This window comes from Curtobacterium sp. MCLR17_031 (assembly GCF_003234775.2).
GTDB lineage: Bacteria > Actinomycetota > Actinomycetes > Actinomycetales > Microbacteriaceae > Curtobacterium > Curtobacterium flaccumfaciens.
Genome location: NZ_CP126270.1, coordinates 3,076,613 through 3,092,575 on the forward strand (window position 1 = coordinate 3,076,613; position 15,963 = coordinate 3,092,575).

The following is a 15,963-nucleotide window of genomic DNA, read 5'->3' on the forward strand; positions in this document are numbered from 1 at the left end:
GCCGTCCGGGTCGCATACTGGTCGGAGAACGCCGGACGAGGAGGCCCCGTGACGAACGCGTACGACAAGCTCCCGGGCCGCCCGGACCCCGCCGACCTGGTGGTCGAGGTCCCGGCGTTCGAGGACGACCGCCCCCAGCCCGAACCCGCTCCGCCGGCCGCGGCGCCGGAGCTCGTGGCCGCGACCGAGTTCGCGCGCTCCTCGCACGCACCGCCCACGATCCGCCGGACGCAGATGCGGGCGGGCGCCTGGATCGCGGGCGTCCCGATCGCGGCGCTCGTGGTCGTCGCGATCGTGCAGATCCTGCTGCCCCGCTGACCGAGAGCGCTGCTGGGCGGGCCGCTCGGACGTGTTCTCACGCGCTCAGCGACACCTCACGCACAGCCGACCGCGTGAGGTGTCGCTGAGCACGAAATCCGGGCGTCGTCCGGATCGTCAGACGATCGACCAACGTCGAGTCCCATCGCGTGCATCCGCGTCGGAGGGCACGCAGGCTGGGTCCTGTCCGAGCAAGACGACCCGAACGGGTCACCACTGCAGAGATGGGAAACACGATCATGAACTCGTTCAAGCGCAAGTCCGTGAAGCTCTTCGCCGGCACCGCCCTCGGTGGCGCCGTCATCGCCGGGGCGTTCGTCGCAGCCCCCGCGCAGGCCGCCGAGCCCGCGCCGCCCAGCACCTCGTCGTCCGTCGGCGGCAGCGTCAACGTCAACCTCGACCCGGTCGCGATCGTCAACGCGATCAAGGACGCGGTCAACGACCAGAGCGACCGCGGCGGTGCCGTCCAGGCGGCGCTCGACGTCGGGTACTGGAACGCCGGCAACCCCGACCGCCTCACCGTCGCGGTGGTCAACAAGAACCAGGACATCACCGTCGAGGGCGACGTCGCGGACGCCCAGTCGATCGACATCAAGGGTGGCAACTACGTCATCTACTGGTTCAAGGGCCCCGGCAAGGTCACCAACAACGGTGACGGCGGCTGGCTGAACTGGGGTGTGTTCGGCAACATCGAGCGCATCGACAACGTGATCCACGTCAACGGCGGCTGACTCCAGGTCCGCACGACAGCGCCCCCTGGGACCTCGGTCTCAGGGGGCGTCGCCGTGCGTCCGCGCCGCTTCGATCGCCGAGGGTCGGTTGCGTGCAGCCAGACGGAGGTCCCGCCGACTCCGGATCCAGCCCCGGACGAAGGCGACCGACACCAGCGCCGTCCGGTTCGGCGCGTTCCAGGACTTCATCAGCCGGCCGAGGTGCCAGGCGACGGCCTGCCGGCTGTAGGCGGTCTCCTTGGCGATGGCGTCGTTCGACAGCCCACGGGCGGCGAGCGCCAGCATCCGCTCCTCGGTCTCGTCCGGTCCGGGCGCCGATGCCACCAGGTCGATGTCGTCGGTGCCGAGCGCTGTCGTCGCGTCCGCCGACGCCCCTCCCCGGTGCTGCGCCCAGGCTTCCGCCCAGCACGAGCCGAGTTCGTGTGCCACGGGCGATGCCCGGCTCATCGCGAGCATCGTCCTGCCGGCGTGGTCGATCGTCGTCGCGTGCTCGCGGGTGGCCGTGTGCATGACGAGGGCGAAGACACGGATCGCGGGCAGGGCGCCGCGGAGCACGACCGAGACGTCGACCTGCGGGTCGCCGGCACTGGCGGCTGCGACCTCGCGGAGTCGGACCAGGCAGTCGGGGTCGAGTGGCTCCCCACGCTCGACCGCGCGCAGCGCCGCGGGGAGCACGAGCGGGACGATCTGCTCGTACCGACGCCGGAGCCAGTCGTGCCCGTCGGGTCGGATGCCGTGCAGCGGCGGCGCGAGCAGCAGCTCCGAGAATTCCGAGCACCGCTCGTCGAGCGCCAGCCCCAGCCGCTCCCCGGGGAGCAGCACGGCCGTCCGTCGTGCGTCGTCGCGCTCGGTCGTCATCGTGCGTCGAACGTATCCGGACAACAGGTGTCGTGTCCGCCGCGTTCACGTGGTGTTCGTTCTTACCCGGGCCACAGCGCCCTGCCTCGGCCCCCGTAGCCCCGCTGCCGAGCATGAGCGGCATGACGGAGACGAACCAGCCCCTCGACATCGACATCGTCGTCCCCTGCTACGACGAGCAGGACACGCTCGCCGCCCACGTGCGACGGCTCCACACGTTCTGCCGGACGTCGTTGCACCATTCGTGGCGCATCACGATCGCGGACAACGCCTCGACCGACGACACTTCCCGGATCGCCGACGACCTCGCCGCGATGCTCCCCGGCGTGCACGCGGTGCACCTGCCCGAGAAGGGCCGGGGCCGTGCGCTCAAGGAGGTCTGGGCGGCATCGCCGGCGACCGTGCTCGTCTACCTGGACGAGGACCTGTCCACCGACCTCGCCGCGCTCGAACCCCTCGTGGCACCCCTGCTGTCGGGGCACTCGGACCTGGCGATCGGCACCCGGCTGGCCGGTTCGTCGCGCGTGGTGCGCGGCAGCAAGCGGGAGTTCATCTCGCGCTCGTACAACCTGCTGCTCCGGACGACGATGGGGGTGTCGTTCTCGGACGCGCAGTGCGGGTTCAAGGCGGTCACGAAGGCCGCCGCCGACCACCTGCTGCCGTTGTGCGAGGACGACGCCTGGTTCTTCGACACCGAGCTGCTCGTGCTGGCCGAGCACGCGGGACTCCGCATCCACGAGGTCCCCGTCGACTGGGTCGACGACGTCAACTCCTCGGTGCACATCGCGTCGACCGCGACCGAGGACCTGAAGGGCATGTGGCGGGTGTCGAGGAACATCGCCACCGGGCGGGTGCCGATCAGCACGGTCTACGCGGCGATCGGTCGGCAGCCGTTCACCCCACCGAGCGTGGGGTTCCTGGGGCAGGTCCTGCGGTTCGGGGCGATCGGGGTGCTCTCGACCCTGGCGTTCGCCGCCCTGTACGCCCTGTTCCGGCCGGCGATCGGCGCCCAGACCGCGGACTTCCTCGCGCTGTTGGTCACGGCGATCGGCAACACCGCACTGAACCGGCGGTTCACGTTCGGGGTGCGGGGCCGTGCGGGAGCCGGTCGGCACCATGTGCAGGGTCTGGTCGTGTTCGGCATCGCCTGGGCGATCACGTCGGGGTCGCTCGTGGTGTTGCACGCGTCGGTGCCGGGAGCCTCGCACGGTGCGGAGATCGCGGTGCTGACGGCCGCGAACCTGTTCGCGACGTGCGTGCGCTTCGTGCTCTTCAAGGCATGGGTGTTCCGCACCGGCCGCCGTCACCCGGAGCTCGTCCGTGCCGGGACGACCCCCGCCGCCGACGCGAGCACGGCGGTCACGGAGCCGATCGCGGTGAGCGACCGAACCGGCGAGCGAGCAGCCTGACACCGTGCCGGGTCACCCACCCGGTGCAGGGTTGCACGGCGCCCGCGGCACGCCGCGCCGTGCGGCGTCGGCCATCCCGTGCGAGGTTGCACGCTCCGTGCAGCGCTACGAACTCGCACCGAGCGTGCAACCTCGCACCAGCGGAACAGACCCGCACGGTGCGACACCATCACGCCCCACACCACCCGTGTTGCACGGTCGGTATACCAAGCCGTAGCATCGCCCTACCGCACCACCACCCCACAGGGCCCGACTGCCACCATCGGTCTGCCCGCGGCGAGCGCTCCATCGATGCAGCCCGCGCCGTCCGCTGCCGGCAACGCCCCACTGGACCCGCACGTGAACCCCACCTCTTTCGGTCTCTACGACCCTGCCCGCGAATCGAGCGATTGCGGCGTCGGTTTCATCACCCGTCTCGACGGGACGCCGAGCCACGACGTCATCCGCAAGGGCGACGAAGCGCTGTGCTCCATCCCGCACCGCGGCGGCAAGTCCGCCGAGGGTGTCGGTGACGGCGCGGGCGTCAGCATCGACCTGTCGGTGGAGTTCTTCAGCGCGATCACCGGCGAGCAGCTGCGCGCCGGGCACTTCGGCGTCGCGAACTGCTTCGTGCCGAGCAGCGACGGAGCGGACGGCACCGACGAACGCGCCCGCGCCGAGCAGACCGTCACGGACGCCATCACTGCCGAGGGCTTCGAGCTGCTGCTGGTCCGTGACGTCCCGGTGGACCACTCCGTCGCGCGCCCCGAGGCCGAGCAGTACCAGCTGCCGATCGTGCAGTGGGTCTTCCGTGCTCCGTCCGACTGGGACCGCACCGAGGTCGACGCCGCCGCGAACCGCGCCCTGCTCGCCATCGAGGCGGTCTCCTACGCCCAGGCCGCCGCCGAGCGCGCCGAGCACGCCGCCCTGTACCCGCTGTCGCTCAGCGCCCGGACCCAGATCCTGAAGGGCCGGCTGAACTCCGGCGAGGTGATCGGGTACTTCACCGACCTGCGCGACCCCCGGCACTCGGTGCGGACGCTGTACTTCCACACCCGGTTCTCGACGAACACCGAGCCGCACCCGACGATGGCGCAGCCGTTCCGCCTGATGGCGCACAACGGCGAGCTGAACACCGACCGCAAGAACCGACTGTCGGACGAGGCGCTCGCGCGGGCCCGCACCCGGAGCATCGTGCGTCCGCCCGGGCAGTCGGACTCGAGCCGACTCGACCAGACCCTGCAGAGCCGCGTGTTCGACGACGGGCTCGAGATCGTCGAGGCCGTGGTCTCGCTCATGCCGCCGGCGTGGGAGAACGACCGCACCCTGACCCCGGACGTCCGGGACATGCTCGAGTACTTCTCGCTGTACGAGGAGAAGAACGACGGTCCCGCCGCCGTGATCTTCAGCGACGGCGACGTCGTCGGTGCCCGGCTGGACCGCCTGGGCCTGCGCCCGCTGCGCACCGTCGAGACGGCCGAGTACCTGATGGTGTCGTCCGAGGCCGGCCAGGTCGAGTTCGACGCCGACGAGGTCGTGCACCGCGGCCGCATCGAGGCCGGCGGCATGCTCGTCGTCGACCACCGCACCGGCACCCGCATGCGCACGGGCGAGGTGCTGCACATGCTCGCGGCCCGCCGTGACTACGGCACCCTGCTCGATGCCGCCCGCGTGAACCTGGACGACGTGCCCGCTCCGGACTACGAGCGCACGACGTCCACCCTGGGCTACGACGGCGACCTGTCGCTCGCGGGTCGGTACGTGGCGTACTCGCTGAACCAGGAGAGCTTCCGGTTCATGCTCGACCCGATGCTGCAGAACGGGTCGGAGCGCATCTCGGCGATGGGCTACGGCAACGCCATCAACGCCCTGAGCGACACCGAGGGCGGCATGGCGAAGTACTTCTCGCAGCGCTTCGCCCAGGTGACGAACCCGCCGCTCGACTCGATCCGCGAAGCCGACGGGATGTCGATGCGCGTGGCACTCGGCGCGAAGCCGGACGGCACGGGCACCACGGGGCGTCAGCTCGTCGTGCAGTCGCCGATCCTCGGGCACCTCGACATGGTGCGCCTGCGCGAGCAGGACATCGTGCCGCTCGAGCGCTTCGACATGCTCTACGTGCCGGTGCCCGCCGACGAGCAGGCCAACGCCGACGCGATGCGCGGCGCGCTGGACGCCCTGTGCGACGCGATCGAGGCGTTCGCGGCGCGCGGTGGCGGGATCGCGGTCGTGACCGACCGCGAGGTGTCGTCGACCCATGCGCCCCTCCCCGTGATCCTGGCCGTTGCCGCCGTCAACCAGCGGCTCATCGAGACCGGTCTGCGCCTGCGGGTGTCCGTCGTCGCGGAGAGCGGTCAGCTGCCATCGTCACACCACGTCGCGACCGCGCTGGGCTTCGGCGCCGCCGCTGTGTACAGCTTGAGCGCGCGACTGCGTGCGGAGGAGAAGTACCCCGCCGCACCCGCACCAGCCGGTGAGCTGACCGCGACCGACCTGGCGCTCAAGCAGTTCCGCAAGGCCGCCGAGAAGGCCCTGGCGAAGACCATGGGCCGCGTCGGCCTGTGCACTGCCGAGAGCTACATCGGTGGCGAGTTCTTCGAGCCGAACTACCTCGACACCGGCGACGACGTGCTCGCGCGGATCTTCCCGCACATGCAGGCCCCGGTCGGCGGCGTCGGCTTCGCGCGCATCGCCCAGGCGGCGACGGACTGGCACGAGCGTGCCCGCTCGGTGGCGTCCGAGGGTCAGGTCCCGCTGCTCGGCCTGTTCAAGGAACGCTCCGACGGCGCCGGCCACTCGTTCGGCGTCGCGAGCGTCCGCGGGTTCGGCGGCATGACCGAGGAGCGCCCGGCCTTCGAACGCTCCGGCGACTCGGACGCGCTGCGCCTGCTCACGCTCGGCCAGCTCGACGACTCGTTCGGCATCACCGACGCCGCGTACCGGAACACCGGCTACGACCGCCTGAGCGACGCCGAGATCGACGCGCACCGCATCACGCCGGGCTACGTCACGTTCCTGCAGACGACCCACGACGAGCGGTCCCGCCGCCCCGCTGCGCTCCGCGACGTGCTCGCGCTGCCCGCGGACGTCACCGGCATCGACACGGCCGAGGACTTCGCCCGCGAGCTCGGCCGCTTCTCGACGAGCGGCAACGCCAGCGTCACCGTGCGCGGGCTCTCCGGCTCGCGTCCGTCGGACGACCAGGACCTGCCGGGAGGCACGGAGCGGTTCCGCCTGGAGCTCACGTCGACGGGGACCACGGGTGCACTGCGCCACGCGGCCCTGGCAGACGGCCTCGCGCTGCTCCACCCCGGACAGATCGACGTCGACGCCGTCGACGACACCGGGGTGACGCTCCGCGCCACCGGTGCGGCCGTCGCGCTGCTCGCACTGCTGCAGAGCGCCCCGGCGAGCGTCGAGCTCGACGAGGTGCAGCCGGCCCACGAGATCACCCGGACCCTGGCGTCCGGCGCGATGAGCCACGGCGCGCTCGTCGCCACCGCCCACGAGGCCGTCGCACACGGCACGAACATGGTCGGCGGCATGTCGAACAGCGGTGAGGGCGGCGAGCACCACTCCCGCTACGGCACCATCCGCGGCTCGCGCATCAAGCAGTTCGCCTCGGGCCGGTTCGGCATCTGGGCCGGGTACCTCGCCGACCCCATGCTCGAGGAGCTCGAGATCAAGATCGGCCAGGGCGCGAAGCCCGGCGAGGGTGGTCAGCTGCCCGCCCCCAAGGTCACGGTGGACATCGCCGCGGCCCGTGGTGGCACGCCCGGCGTCGAGCTGATCTCGCCGCCGCCGCACCACGACACGTACTCGATCGAGGACCTCGCGCAGCTCATCCACGACTGCAAGGCCGCCCGCGTCCGGGTGATCGTGAAGCTCGTCTCGTCCGAGGGCATCGGCACCATCGCGGTCGGCGTCGCGAAGGCCGGCGCCGACGTGATCAACGTCGCGGGCAACACCGGCGGCACCGGCGCCGCGGCCGTCACCAGCCTGAAGTACGCCGGCCGCTCCGCGGAGATCGGCGTCGCCGAGGTGCACCAGGCCCTGGTCGCGAACGGCCTGCGCCAGAAGGTCACGCTTCGCTGCTCGGGTGCGCACCAGACCGGCAGCGACGTCGTCACGAGCGCCCTGCTCGGCGGCGACAGCTTCGAGTTCGGCACGACCGCGCTCATGATGCTCGGCTGCGTGATGGCGAAGAACTGCAACGTGAAGTGCCCGGCGGGCCTGACCACGAACGCCGAGGCGTTCGAGGGCGACCCCCGCGCGCTCGCGCAGTACCTGCTCAACATCGCCCACGACGTGCGGCAGATCCTGGCCCGTCTCGGCCTGCGCTCCCTGCGCGAGGCCCGCGGCCGGACCGACCTGCTGCAGCTCCTGGACCACCCGGCGAGCGTGGGCCGGCTCGACGCCCGCGCCCTGCTCGCCCAGGTGCCCGAGAAGATCGTCGCGGACCCGGAGTACCTGGAGAAGGACTTCCACACCGACGACGCCCTGCTCGAGCGCGTCCGCACCGCCCTCGTCGACCACGCCCAGGAGCACGTGCTCGTGCACGGCGTGCTGCTCGGCAACGCCGACAAGTCGGTCGGCGGCCAGCTCGGCATCGACCTCGAGCGCCTGCTCAACCACGAGCTCCGCGCCGAGGACGTGCAGGGGCTGCCCGCCGTGACGACGGACGACCGTGGACGCCGCCGGCTGGTGGACGGTGCGGTCACCATCCGCACGCAGGGCTCGGCCGGGCAGTCCTACGGCGTCTTCAACAACGACGGCGTCGTGCTCGAGCACACCGGCACCGCGAACGACGGCGTCGGCAAGAGCCAGAGCGGCGGACGGATCATCGTCCGCGCCCCCGGTGGCGGCAGCGCCGCACAGGGCGGCAACGTGCTGGTCGGCAACTTCGCGCTGTTCGGGGCCACCGGTGGGCGCACCTTCGTCGAGGGCGAGGCCGGCGACCGGTTCGCCGTCCGCAACTCCGGCGCGACCGCCGTCGTCGAGGGCGTGGGCGACTTCGGCTGCGAGTACATGACCGGTGGCGCCGTGTTCAACCTCGGTGCGTTCGGCAAGGGCCTCGGCAACGGCATGTCCGGCGGGTTCCTGTACCAGTACGACCCCTCCGGCCAGGTCGCCGAGCGTGCCAGCACGGACTCGCTCCTGGTGTTCCCGATCACCGACACCGAGCGCGGTGCGTTCCACGAGGCCGCCGCCCGCCTGCTGCTCGAGTGGCACCTCGAGGCGACGGGTTCGGCCCTGGCCGAGCGGCTGCTCGCCGAGTGGGACACCGCCCGCGCGCACGTGTACGTCGGCATGCCGCGTGCCCTGCTGCTCACGCAGGACGCCGGCGAGATCCTCGCGGCGGCGACCCGGCCCGAGCTCCTCGACGAGCTCGCGACCTCGATCGCCACCGACAAGCTCCGCGCGTTCAAGCTCGACTACCGCGACCAGCGCACGGTGCTCGACGGCCGTGCCCCGGCGCTCGGCGACCAGGGCGAGGACATGTTCTCGCTGCTGTCGTCGTACACGGTGCTCGGAGTCGCCCAGGACGTCGCCCTCGAGCGCGTCCCGGGTGCGCTCGGCGCCGCCGACCCCCGGGTCGCCGAGGCCGTCAAGAACCTCGTGCTCACCGAGGACTTCTCCGTCAAGCAGCGCGTCGTGAAGTACCTGCGCGGCACGCTCGACCGGTTCGCCGACGACCAGCTCGCCACGCTCATCGCGATCAAGCGGCTCGACGACTACAAGCGCGCGCTCACGCAGCGGAACAACCGCAGCATGGACGCGCCGGGCACCACGGGGTGGATCATGCACCAGAACGCCAAGAACGACGGCCGCGTCCGCGAGGCGCGCTTCGACGAGCTGCTCGCCACCGCGGCGCTCGAGGACATCGCCCGCCGTGCACCGCAGGCGCCGACCGAGGCGGTGACCGCGTGAGCCTGCTCCCCCCGACCGGGTCGCTGATCCCCGTCGACGCACCGTTCTCGGCCGCCCAGGAGTCCTGGCTCGCCGGGTTCATCGCGGGCATCGCCGCCGCCGGCAAGAAGGTCGCGGCCAGCGCGCCCACGACGACGATCGACGTGCTGTTCGGCACCCAGACCGGCAACGCCGAGTTCCTGGCCGACGAGCTCGTCGCCGGCGCGAAGGCCCGCGGACTCGGCGGTCGCGCCAGTGCGCTCGACGCCGTCACCCCCGAGCAGCTCGCCGAGATGTCGCACGTGCTCGTCGTCACCTCGACCTACGGCGAGGGTGAGATGCCCGACAACGCCGGGCTGTTCTGGGACGCGATCCAGGCGAGCACCGTGCCGCGGCTCGAGGGGCTGCAGTACGCCGTCCTGGGCCTCGGTGACACGAGCTACGACGAGTTCTGCCAGGCCGGCAAGCTCCTCGACACCCGGTTCGAGCAGCTCGGCGCGACCCGCATCCACGACCGCGTCGACTGCGACGTCGACTTCGAGGACCCGGCCGCACTGTGGACCGCGGCGGTCCTCGACCGCCTCGCCGCCGAGGCCGGCGCGACGGCTGCACCCGGCGCGACCACGGGCGGTGGTGCCGGCGACGGTGCAGCCGCGACCGGCGGGGCGGGCGCGAGCCGTGCCTCCCGGCCGGGGTCGCAGTGGAACAAGCGCAACCCGTACCCGTCACGCCTGGTCGAGAACCGGCTGCTCTCCTCGCCGCGCAGCGCGAAGGAGATCCGGCACTACGAGTTCGACCTCGGCGACTCAGGCATCGAGTACGCGGCCGGCGACGCCCTGGCGGTCGTTCCTGTGAACGACGAGGTCTTCGTGGCGGACCTGCTCGAGCAGGTCGGCGCGAACGGCGGCGAGTCGTTCGACGGCCGGCCGATCACCGAGGTCCTGCGGACCGACCGTGAGATCCGGACGCCCTCGAAGGACCTGATCGCCGACCTGGTGCAGCGCGCGCCGTCGAGCGAGCTCGCGGCCGTCGTGGCGCACGGCGACAAGCACGAGCTGGACCGCTGGCTCTGGGGACGCGACGTGCTCGACCTGCTGCGCGACGCCGGACCGGCCGCCCCGGGACTCGACGAGCTGCTGCCGAACCTGCGGCCGCTGCAGGCGCGGCAGTACTCGATCTCGTCGAGCCCGCTGGCGCACCCGGACCGCATCCACCTGACCATCGCGTCGGTGCGCTACGGCGACCCGCACCGGATGTACGCCGGTGTCGCGTCGACGTTCCTGGCCGACCGGGTCGACCCGGACGGCACCGTCGACGTGTACCTGCAGCCGAACGCGTCGTTCGGGGTGCCGGCGGACGAGTCGGCGCCGATGATCATGATCGGGCCGGGCACGGGGGTCGCGCCGTTCCGGGGATTCCTGCACGAGCGCGCGGCGTCCGGGGCGACCGGGCGCAACTGGCTGTTCTTCGGCGACCAGCACCGGGACACCGACTTCGTGTACCAGGACGAGCTCACCGAGCTGCAGGAACAGGGCGTGCTCGACCGCCTCGACCTGGCGTTCTCGCGCGACCAGGCCGAGAAGGTCTACGTGCAGACGCGGATGCTCGAACAGTCGGCGGAGCTGTTCGCCTGGCTCGAGGACGGCGGCCACGTGTACGTGTGCGGCGACGCCTCACGCATGGCGAAGGACGTCGAGGCCGCGCTGCTCCACGTCATCCGGACCGGACGTGGGCGCGGCGAGGACGACGCGCAGGCGTACCTGGCCGACATGCGTCGCGCGAAGCGGTACGTGCGCGACGTCTACTGAGCCGCGTGCAGATCTGATGAGTCCGCCCCGGCCACGGAACCCGAATCCGATGGCCGGGGCGGTCCCGGAGGAGCGCCGGTCAGTGGCGACCGACCAGCGAGCCCTGCAGCGTGGCGCGGCGGACGCGACGCACAGCGTCGGTCGCACGAGCGTCGAGTGCCCTGATCCGGGACTCGCGCCGCTCGTTCGTCTCGGCCACCGATGGTTGGCCGGTGCCGGACTCGCCGGGCGTCACGGGCAATTCGGGTTCCCCTCCTGCCGCGGACGCTGCCAACACCGGTGCCCTAGCGCCGGTGCGGGGGACGACAGCGAACCGCGGTGAAGCCACAGTACGATCCGAGCAACCTGACTGGAACCCGTTGACCCGGATCAGCGCGTTGTGCTACCGCTCGGTGTCCCCGATGCGTCATCAGCGTCCCCGGGTGCCACCGCCCGCGACCACGCCGAGTCGGCCGCCGTGCTGGTGTCCTGCGGTTCCGGCGTCAGCACGAGCCCCGAACCCGAAGTGGCCGAGGCGTAGAGGTCCTCGAGCCAGCTGCGGTTGATCGACGGCACCCGGCTGCCGGTGAACTTGAAGTGCAGGCTCACGTTTGGGTTCAGCCAGATCGTGCTGCGACCGTTGCCGTGGACGACGTCGTCCTTCCACGAGAACGCGAAGCGGTGGTCACGCCGGAGCATGTTGACGATGACGATCTGCAGGTGCGTGAGCGCGCGGTCGTCGATCCGCAGGTCGAGCGGTCGTCCGTCGTAGATGAGCTGCCCCATGGCTCCTTCTACTCCTGCGCTCCGGTGTGCGCGAGGCCGGACGCCCAGGTGGTGATGGTTCGGTCGAACCAGACGGCGTCGACGTTGCGCTCCCAGGCGTGCTCGGCCGGCTCGCTGACCGCCAGTGTCACCGTGCCGGGGTGGGCGTCGGCGAACTCCTGACTGGCCGAGAACGGCACCGTGGTGTCGCCGGTGGAGTGGATGAGCAGGGTCGGTGGCAGCGGCCGGGGTGCGCGCAACCACGACAGCGCGCGCACGTCGACCGGCGAGCGCAGCCCCACCATCCGGCAGAGGACCGGCGTCGCCATCGCCCCGAGGGCAGCGCCCACCACGGGGCCGGGCAGCCCCGCGCGACGGGCCTGGGACCGGACGGTGACGGCCCAGTCCAGTGCCGGGGCGACGAGCACGATCCCGGCCAGGCGGTCGCGGTGCGCCGAGCGGGCGAGGAGCTCGTGCGTGATCGTCGCGCCCATCGACCACCCCACGATGACGAGCCGTTCGGCCCCGTTCGCGACGGCGTGGTCGAGCGCCACCTCGACGTCCGCCCACTCGCGCGCGCCGAGGTGCGATGCCCGACCCTCCCACGGTGCCTCACCGTCGCCGCGGAACGACGGGACGATCGAGGTCCAGCCCAGTTCGAGCGCCGCGGGGACGGTCCGGAGCGCGGTGACCCGGGTCGTCCGGATCCCGTGGACGTGGACGGCCCAGGTCCGGGCGGCCTCGGGGTCGGCACCCCGGGCAGCCATGGAGTCTGCACCGAGGGCAGCCGGGCGGCCCGGGCGGGCAGCGCCGTCCGGCCCCGGCCGCATCACCCACGCCGGCGCCGGCCCCACCGGCGTCGGCAGCGACACCTCGGACCAGTCGACCTCCATCGCCGCCGGGTCCGGGTGCACGTGCCCGCTCCACCGCACCCGCGACGACACGGCGCCGGTCGTCCGCACCACGGCCCGGCGCACGAACCCGGCGGCTTCGTCGACCTCGAGCACCGGCCCGACGGTGGTGTGCCCCGGGCCGTCGTGCCACAGCCCGTACTCTCCCGGCCGCACGGTGTCGTCGGTGATCGGCAGCCGGACGGAGTCCGCGTCGGACTCGATGACGGGCGTCCACCGGTCGCCACCGGGCAGCACGATCCTGCCGACGACCTTCCGCAGGACGACCAGGACGACCAGCCCGATCAGACCCACCGCCGCCAGCACCACGAGCGCTCCGAGCACCCACCACACGATCGTCACGCCGTCATCCTCCGAGGCTCCGGGTCAGGGTCCGTTCGGCCGACCGCACCTGCGCGAGTTCGGCGTCGTCGAGGGTCCGTCCCTGCACCTCGGCGTCGCGGATCGCGATCACCAGGTCGTAGGTCCGGGCCTGCGGGTCCCCCGGCCGCTCGACCGCCCGCACGGCGTGCCGACGGGCGATGCGGCGCAGGCGTCGGTGGTGCCCGCGGTGGCGCAGGTCACGGCCCCACCGCCGGAACGTCAGCGAGGCCATCGCCACGACGATGAGCACGATGCCGAGGTAGAACGGCGGGTCGAAGGCCAGCCGCAGGCCGTCCCGCACCCCGGCCGGGAAGAGTCCGAAGTGGTCGGCGGTGAGCGAGGCGACCTCGTCGACGCTCGCCACGACGACCAGGGCGAGCCCGACACGGAACACCACGAGTGCCACCGGGTTCTGCAGCACGCCGCGGCGCAGGGTCGTCGCGGCGATCAGTCCCACGCCCACCATGTACACCGTCCCGTAGAGCCACATCGGGGTCTGCTCGATCTCGCGCACGATGAAGTGGAAGTCGGTCCCGCCGCGCTCCTCGACCAGCAGGAACGGCACCGTGAAGGCCACGACCACGACGAGCAGCGCCACCGGTCTGGCGAGCACCGGGCGCTCCGGCAGGTCGTCGGTGCTCGCGCGCAGCATCAGCCAGAACGCGACGGTCGCGCAGACGTTCTGCACCAGGTTGATGAGGTTCGAGCCGCCCAGCGCACCGTCGAGCACCGGCTGCGGCACGACGCTGCCGAGGGTCAGGAGCCCCAGCGCCCCGACGCCGGTGGCGCCCCAGGCTGCCCGACCACGAGGGTTCCGCAGCACGTACGGCGTGCGGGCGAGGAAGATCAGCGCCGCGAACCAGAAGGCCGCGGCGTGCAGGACGGCCATCAGCCGTAGGCCCGCTCGTCCGCGCCCGTGGCCCCGGCGAGCAGGACCGTCGCGAGCTCGTAGGCGAACCGTTCGGCGAAGTGCTCGTCGTCGTCGGAGATGCTCACGAGCCCGGAGTCGGCGTCGAGCGCGCGACGGCAGACGTGGCCCCCGGCGGCGAACTCGGCGACGGACGACGCGGTCGGTGTGCCGACGTCGCCGTGCACCAGGTGCCCGAGCTCGTGCAGCACGCAGTGCATGCGGTAGAGCGGCGGTGCGTCGGCCGGCACGAGCACCAGGTTCTCGTGCTCGAACTGCGACACGAGCGCGGTGAGCGGACCCCAGCTCGGCCCGTCGACGTCGATGACGCGCGTGGGCTTGCCGACCATCCGACCGACGCCGGTCACCACGTCGGACAGCTGCGGCGCACGGGGCAGGGTGGCGACGAGGGCACGGACGGCACCGGACGCACCCAGCTGCTCCGCCATCGCCCCTCCGATCTCCGCGGCAAGACTACCGGCAGGTCCCCCTTGTGGACGAGACCAGCCGGACGTAACCTACAACCAAATGGTTGTACGAATCGAACTGTCCGACGCCGAGGTCGACCGGGTGTTCCACGCACTGGCCGACGCGACCCGTCGTGACATCGTCCGGCGCACGCTCGTCGGGTCGTCGTCCGTGAGCGAGCTCGCGGACGCCTACTCGATGTCGTTCGCCGCCGTCCAGAAGCACGTCGCCGTCCTCGAAGGAGCCGGACTCGTGAGCAAGGAGGCCCGCGGCCGCACCCGCATCGTGCGCGCCGAGCCGGAGCAGCTCGACCGGGTCCGTGCCCTCCTCGACGCCTACGGCCGCCTCTGGCACAGCCGGATGGACCGCCTCGGCGACGTGCTCGACGGCGACGCGTCCGGACACCCAGCACCAGACGACACCCGACGACACCAGGAGCGATGATGCCCACCACGTCCGTCCACACCGATCCCGACACCCTCTCGATGACCCTCGTCGCCGAGTTCCCCGTCCCCGTCGAACGCCTCTGGGCCGCCTTCGCCGACCCCCGCCAGCTCGAGCGGTTCTGGGGACCGCCCGGGTTCCCCGCGACCTTCACGACGTTCGACCTGCGCCCCGGTGGCCGCGCCGACTACCGGATGACGTCTCCGCAGGGCGAGCGGTTCCACGCCGTCTGGCAGGTCACCGAGGTCGACGAGCACCGTCGCATCGTCTTCCGCGACCTGTTCACCGACCCGGAGGGCACGGTCGACGAGTCGCTCCCCGCCAGCGAGACCGTGTTGTCGTTCGGGCCGGCCGATGAGGGATCACGGGTCACCGTGGTGTCCTCGTTCGCCTCGACCGCCGACCTCGACGCGATGCTCGAGATGGGCATGCTCGAGGGCTACCAGCAGGCGTTCGGCCAGCTCGACCGGGTGCTCGCCGACCTGCGCGAGTGGGCCCTCGGTGCGGGCACCGAGACCGAGGTCCTCGACGACACCCACGTCCGGATCACCCGGGCGTTCGCGGCGCCGCGGCACCTGCTCTGGCGGGCGCACACCGAGCCCGACCTGGTGCGCCGGTGGCTGCTCGGCCCCGACGGGTGGGAGATGACGGTGTACGAGAACGACCTGACCCCGGGCGGCGCGTTCCGGCAGGCCTGGGCGCCGACGGGTGACACCGAGGGCGAGGCCTTCGGGTTCGAGGGCGAGAACCTCGTCGTCGAACCCGAACGCCGGATGGTGTCGACCGAACGCATGACCGGGGCGCCCTTCCCGCCGAACACGAACGACCTGCAGTTCGACGAGGCCGACGGCGTCACGCTCATGACGCTGCTCGTCACCTACCCGGACCGGGAGCAGCGGGACGTGATCCTCGCGACCGGCATGACGGAGGGCATGGAAGCCAGCTACCAGCGGCTGGAACGCGAGGTCCTGTCCGCAGCGTGACCGGCAGACGGACGGGAGGCCGGTGGCGGCGCCGCCACGGGCCTCCCGTCCGTCCCGAGCAAGCGACAGATCCCGGCGCACGATCCGGGTCCGGTCCCCGAGAGCGACAGATCCCCGCGGATGTTCCGCG

General features: G+C 72.0%; 12 protein-coding genes. 7 read left to right on the top strand and 5 right to left on the bottom strand.

Features of this window, described 5'->3' with window-relative positions:
- Positions 1 to 48: 48 nt before the first annotated feature.
- Together DEI96_RS14520 and DEI96_RS14525 are read left to right on the top strand one after the other, a co-directional pair.
- Entirely contained in the window at positions 49 to 318 is a 270-nt protein-coding gene (locus tag DEI96_RS14520) for a hypothetical protein (RefSeq protein ID WP_071406090.1), read from the top strand.
- Between the two features lie 224 nt (positions 319 to 542).
- Positions 543 to 1,049, top strand: a complete 507-nt coding sequence (locus DEI96_RS14525; protein ID WP_228516725.1) for a hypothetical protein — start codon at positions 543 to 545, stop codon at positions 1,047 to 1,049.
- 39 nt (positions 1,050 to 1,088) lie between these two features.
- On the opposite strand, the gene DEI96_RS14530 is transcribed toward DEI96_RS14525, so the two are convergent.
- A complete protein-coding gene (locus DEI96_RS14530) occupies positions 1,089 to 1,907 on the bottom strand; it encodes a helix-turn-helix transcriptional regulator (protein WP_111024433.1) in 819 nt (272 codons plus the stop codon).
- A gap of 113 nt (positions 1,908 to 2,020) precedes the next feature.
- On the opposite strand from DEI96_RS14530, the gene DEI96_RS14535 reads away from it, so the two are divergent.
- From DEI96_RS14535 to DEI96_RS14545, 3 genes are all read left to right on the top strand, one after another.
- On the top strand, positions 2,021 to 3,316 hold the full coding sequence (locus DEI96_RS14535; protein ID WP_111024434.1) for a bifunctional glycosyltransferase family 2/GtrA family protein: 1,296 nt from the start codon (positions 2,021 to 2,023) through the stop codon (positions 3,314 to 3,316).
- Between the two features lie 339 nt (positions 3,317 to 3,655).
- Positions 3,656 to 9,226: a glutamate synthase-related protein gene (locus tag DEI96_RS14540; protein ID WP_111024435.1), complete on the top strand. Its 5,571-nt coding sequence runs from the start codon at positions 3,656 to 3,658 to the stop codon at positions 9,224 to 9,226.
- A complete protein-coding gene (locus DEI96_RS14545) occupies positions 9,223 to 11,013 on the top strand; it encodes a sulfite reductase subunit alpha (protein ID WP_111024436.1) in 1,791 nt (596 codons plus the stop codon). Before DEI96_RS14540 ends, DEI96_RS14545 begins: the two co-directional genes overlap by 4 nt.
- Positions 11,014 to 11,382: 369 nt before the next feature.
- Here DEI96_RS14545 and DEI96_RS14550 read toward each other — a convergent pair whose 3' ends face one another.
- From DEI96_RS14550 to DEI96_RS14565, 4 genes are read right to left on the bottom strand one after another with little or no spacing between them, the layout of a single operon-like run.
- Complete coding sequence (locus tag DEI96_RS14550) at positions 11,383 to 11,778, bottom strand: DUF7882 family protein (protein ID WP_111024437.1); 396 nt, start codon at positions 11,776 to 11,778, stop codon at positions 11,383 to 11,385.
- An 8-nt stretch (positions 11,779 to 11,786) separates the two neighbouring features.
- Positions 11,787 to 13,010, bottom strand: coding sequence for an alpha/beta hydrolase family protein (locus DEI96_RS14555; protein WP_111024438.1), 1,224 nt, complete (start codon positions 13,008 to 13,010; stop codon positions 11,787 to 11,789).
- 4 nt (positions 13,011 to 13,014) lie between these two features.
- Entirely contained in the window at positions 13,015 to 13,920 is a 906-nt protein-coding gene (locus DEI96_RS14560) for a hypothetical protein (RefSeq protein WP_110864111.1), read from the bottom strand.
- A complete protein-coding gene (locus DEI96_RS14565) occupies positions 13,920 to 14,387 on the bottom strand; it encodes a hypothetical protein (RefSeq protein ID WP_111024439.1) in 468 nt (155 codons plus the stop codon). The genes DEI96_RS14560 and DEI96_RS14565 overlap by 1 nt, the downstream gene beginning before the upstream one ends.
- A gap of 79 nt (positions 14,388 to 14,466) precedes the next feature.
- Here DEI96_RS14565 and DEI96_RS14570 point away from each other — a divergent pair, with 79 nt between their 5' ends.
- Positions 14,467 to 14,850: an ArsR/SmtB family transcription factor gene (locus tag DEI96_RS14570; RefSeq protein WP_111024440.1), complete on the top strand. Its 384-nt coding sequence runs from the start codon at positions 14,467 to 14,469 to the stop codon at positions 14,848 to 14,850.
- Complete coding sequence (locus tag DEI96_RS14575) at positions 14,850 to 15,833, top strand: SRPBCC family protein (protein WP_111024441.1); 984 nt, start codon at positions 14,850 to 14,852, stop codon at positions 15,831 to 15,833. The genes DEI96_RS14570 and DEI96_RS14575 overlap by 1 nt, the downstream gene beginning before the upstream one ends.
- Positions 15,834 to 15,963: the final 130 nt, after the last annotated feature.

Excerpts from the sequence above, each read along its gene's own strand:
- DEI96_RS14565 (WP_111024439.1), bottom strand. The coding sequence starts at position 14,387 with ATGGCGGAGCAGCTGGGTGCGTCCGGTGCCGTCCGTGCCCTCGTCGCC.
- DEI96_RS14570 (WP_111024440.1), top strand. The coding sequence starts at position 14,467 with ATGGTTGTACGAATCGAACTGTCCGACGCCGAGGTCGACCGGGTGTTC.
- DEI96_RS14560 (WP_110864111.1), bottom strand. The coding sequence starts at position 13,920 with ATGGCCGTCCTGCACGCCGCGGCCTTCTGGTTCGCGGCGCTGATCTTC.
- DEI96_RS14575 (WP_111024441.1), top strand. The coding sequence starts at position 14,850 with ATGCCCACCACGTCCGTCCACACCGATCCCGACACCCTCTCGATGACC.
- DEI96_RS14530 (WP_111024433.1), bottom strand. The coding sequence starts at position 1,907 with ATGACGACCGAGCGCGACGACGCACGACGGACGGCCGTGCTGCTCCCC.
- DEI96_RS14535 (WP_111024434.1), top strand. The coding sequence starts at position 2,021 with ATGAGCGGCATGACGGAGACGAACCAGCCCCTCGACATCGACATCGTC.
- DEI96_RS14550 (WP_111024437.1), bottom strand. The coding sequence starts at position 11,778 with ATGGGGCAGCTCATCTACGACGGACGACCGCTCGACCTGCGGATCGAC.
- DEI96_RS14525 (WP_228516725.1), top strand. The coding sequence starts at position 543 with ATGGGAAACACGATCATGAACTCGTTCAAGCGCAAGTCCGTGAAGCTC.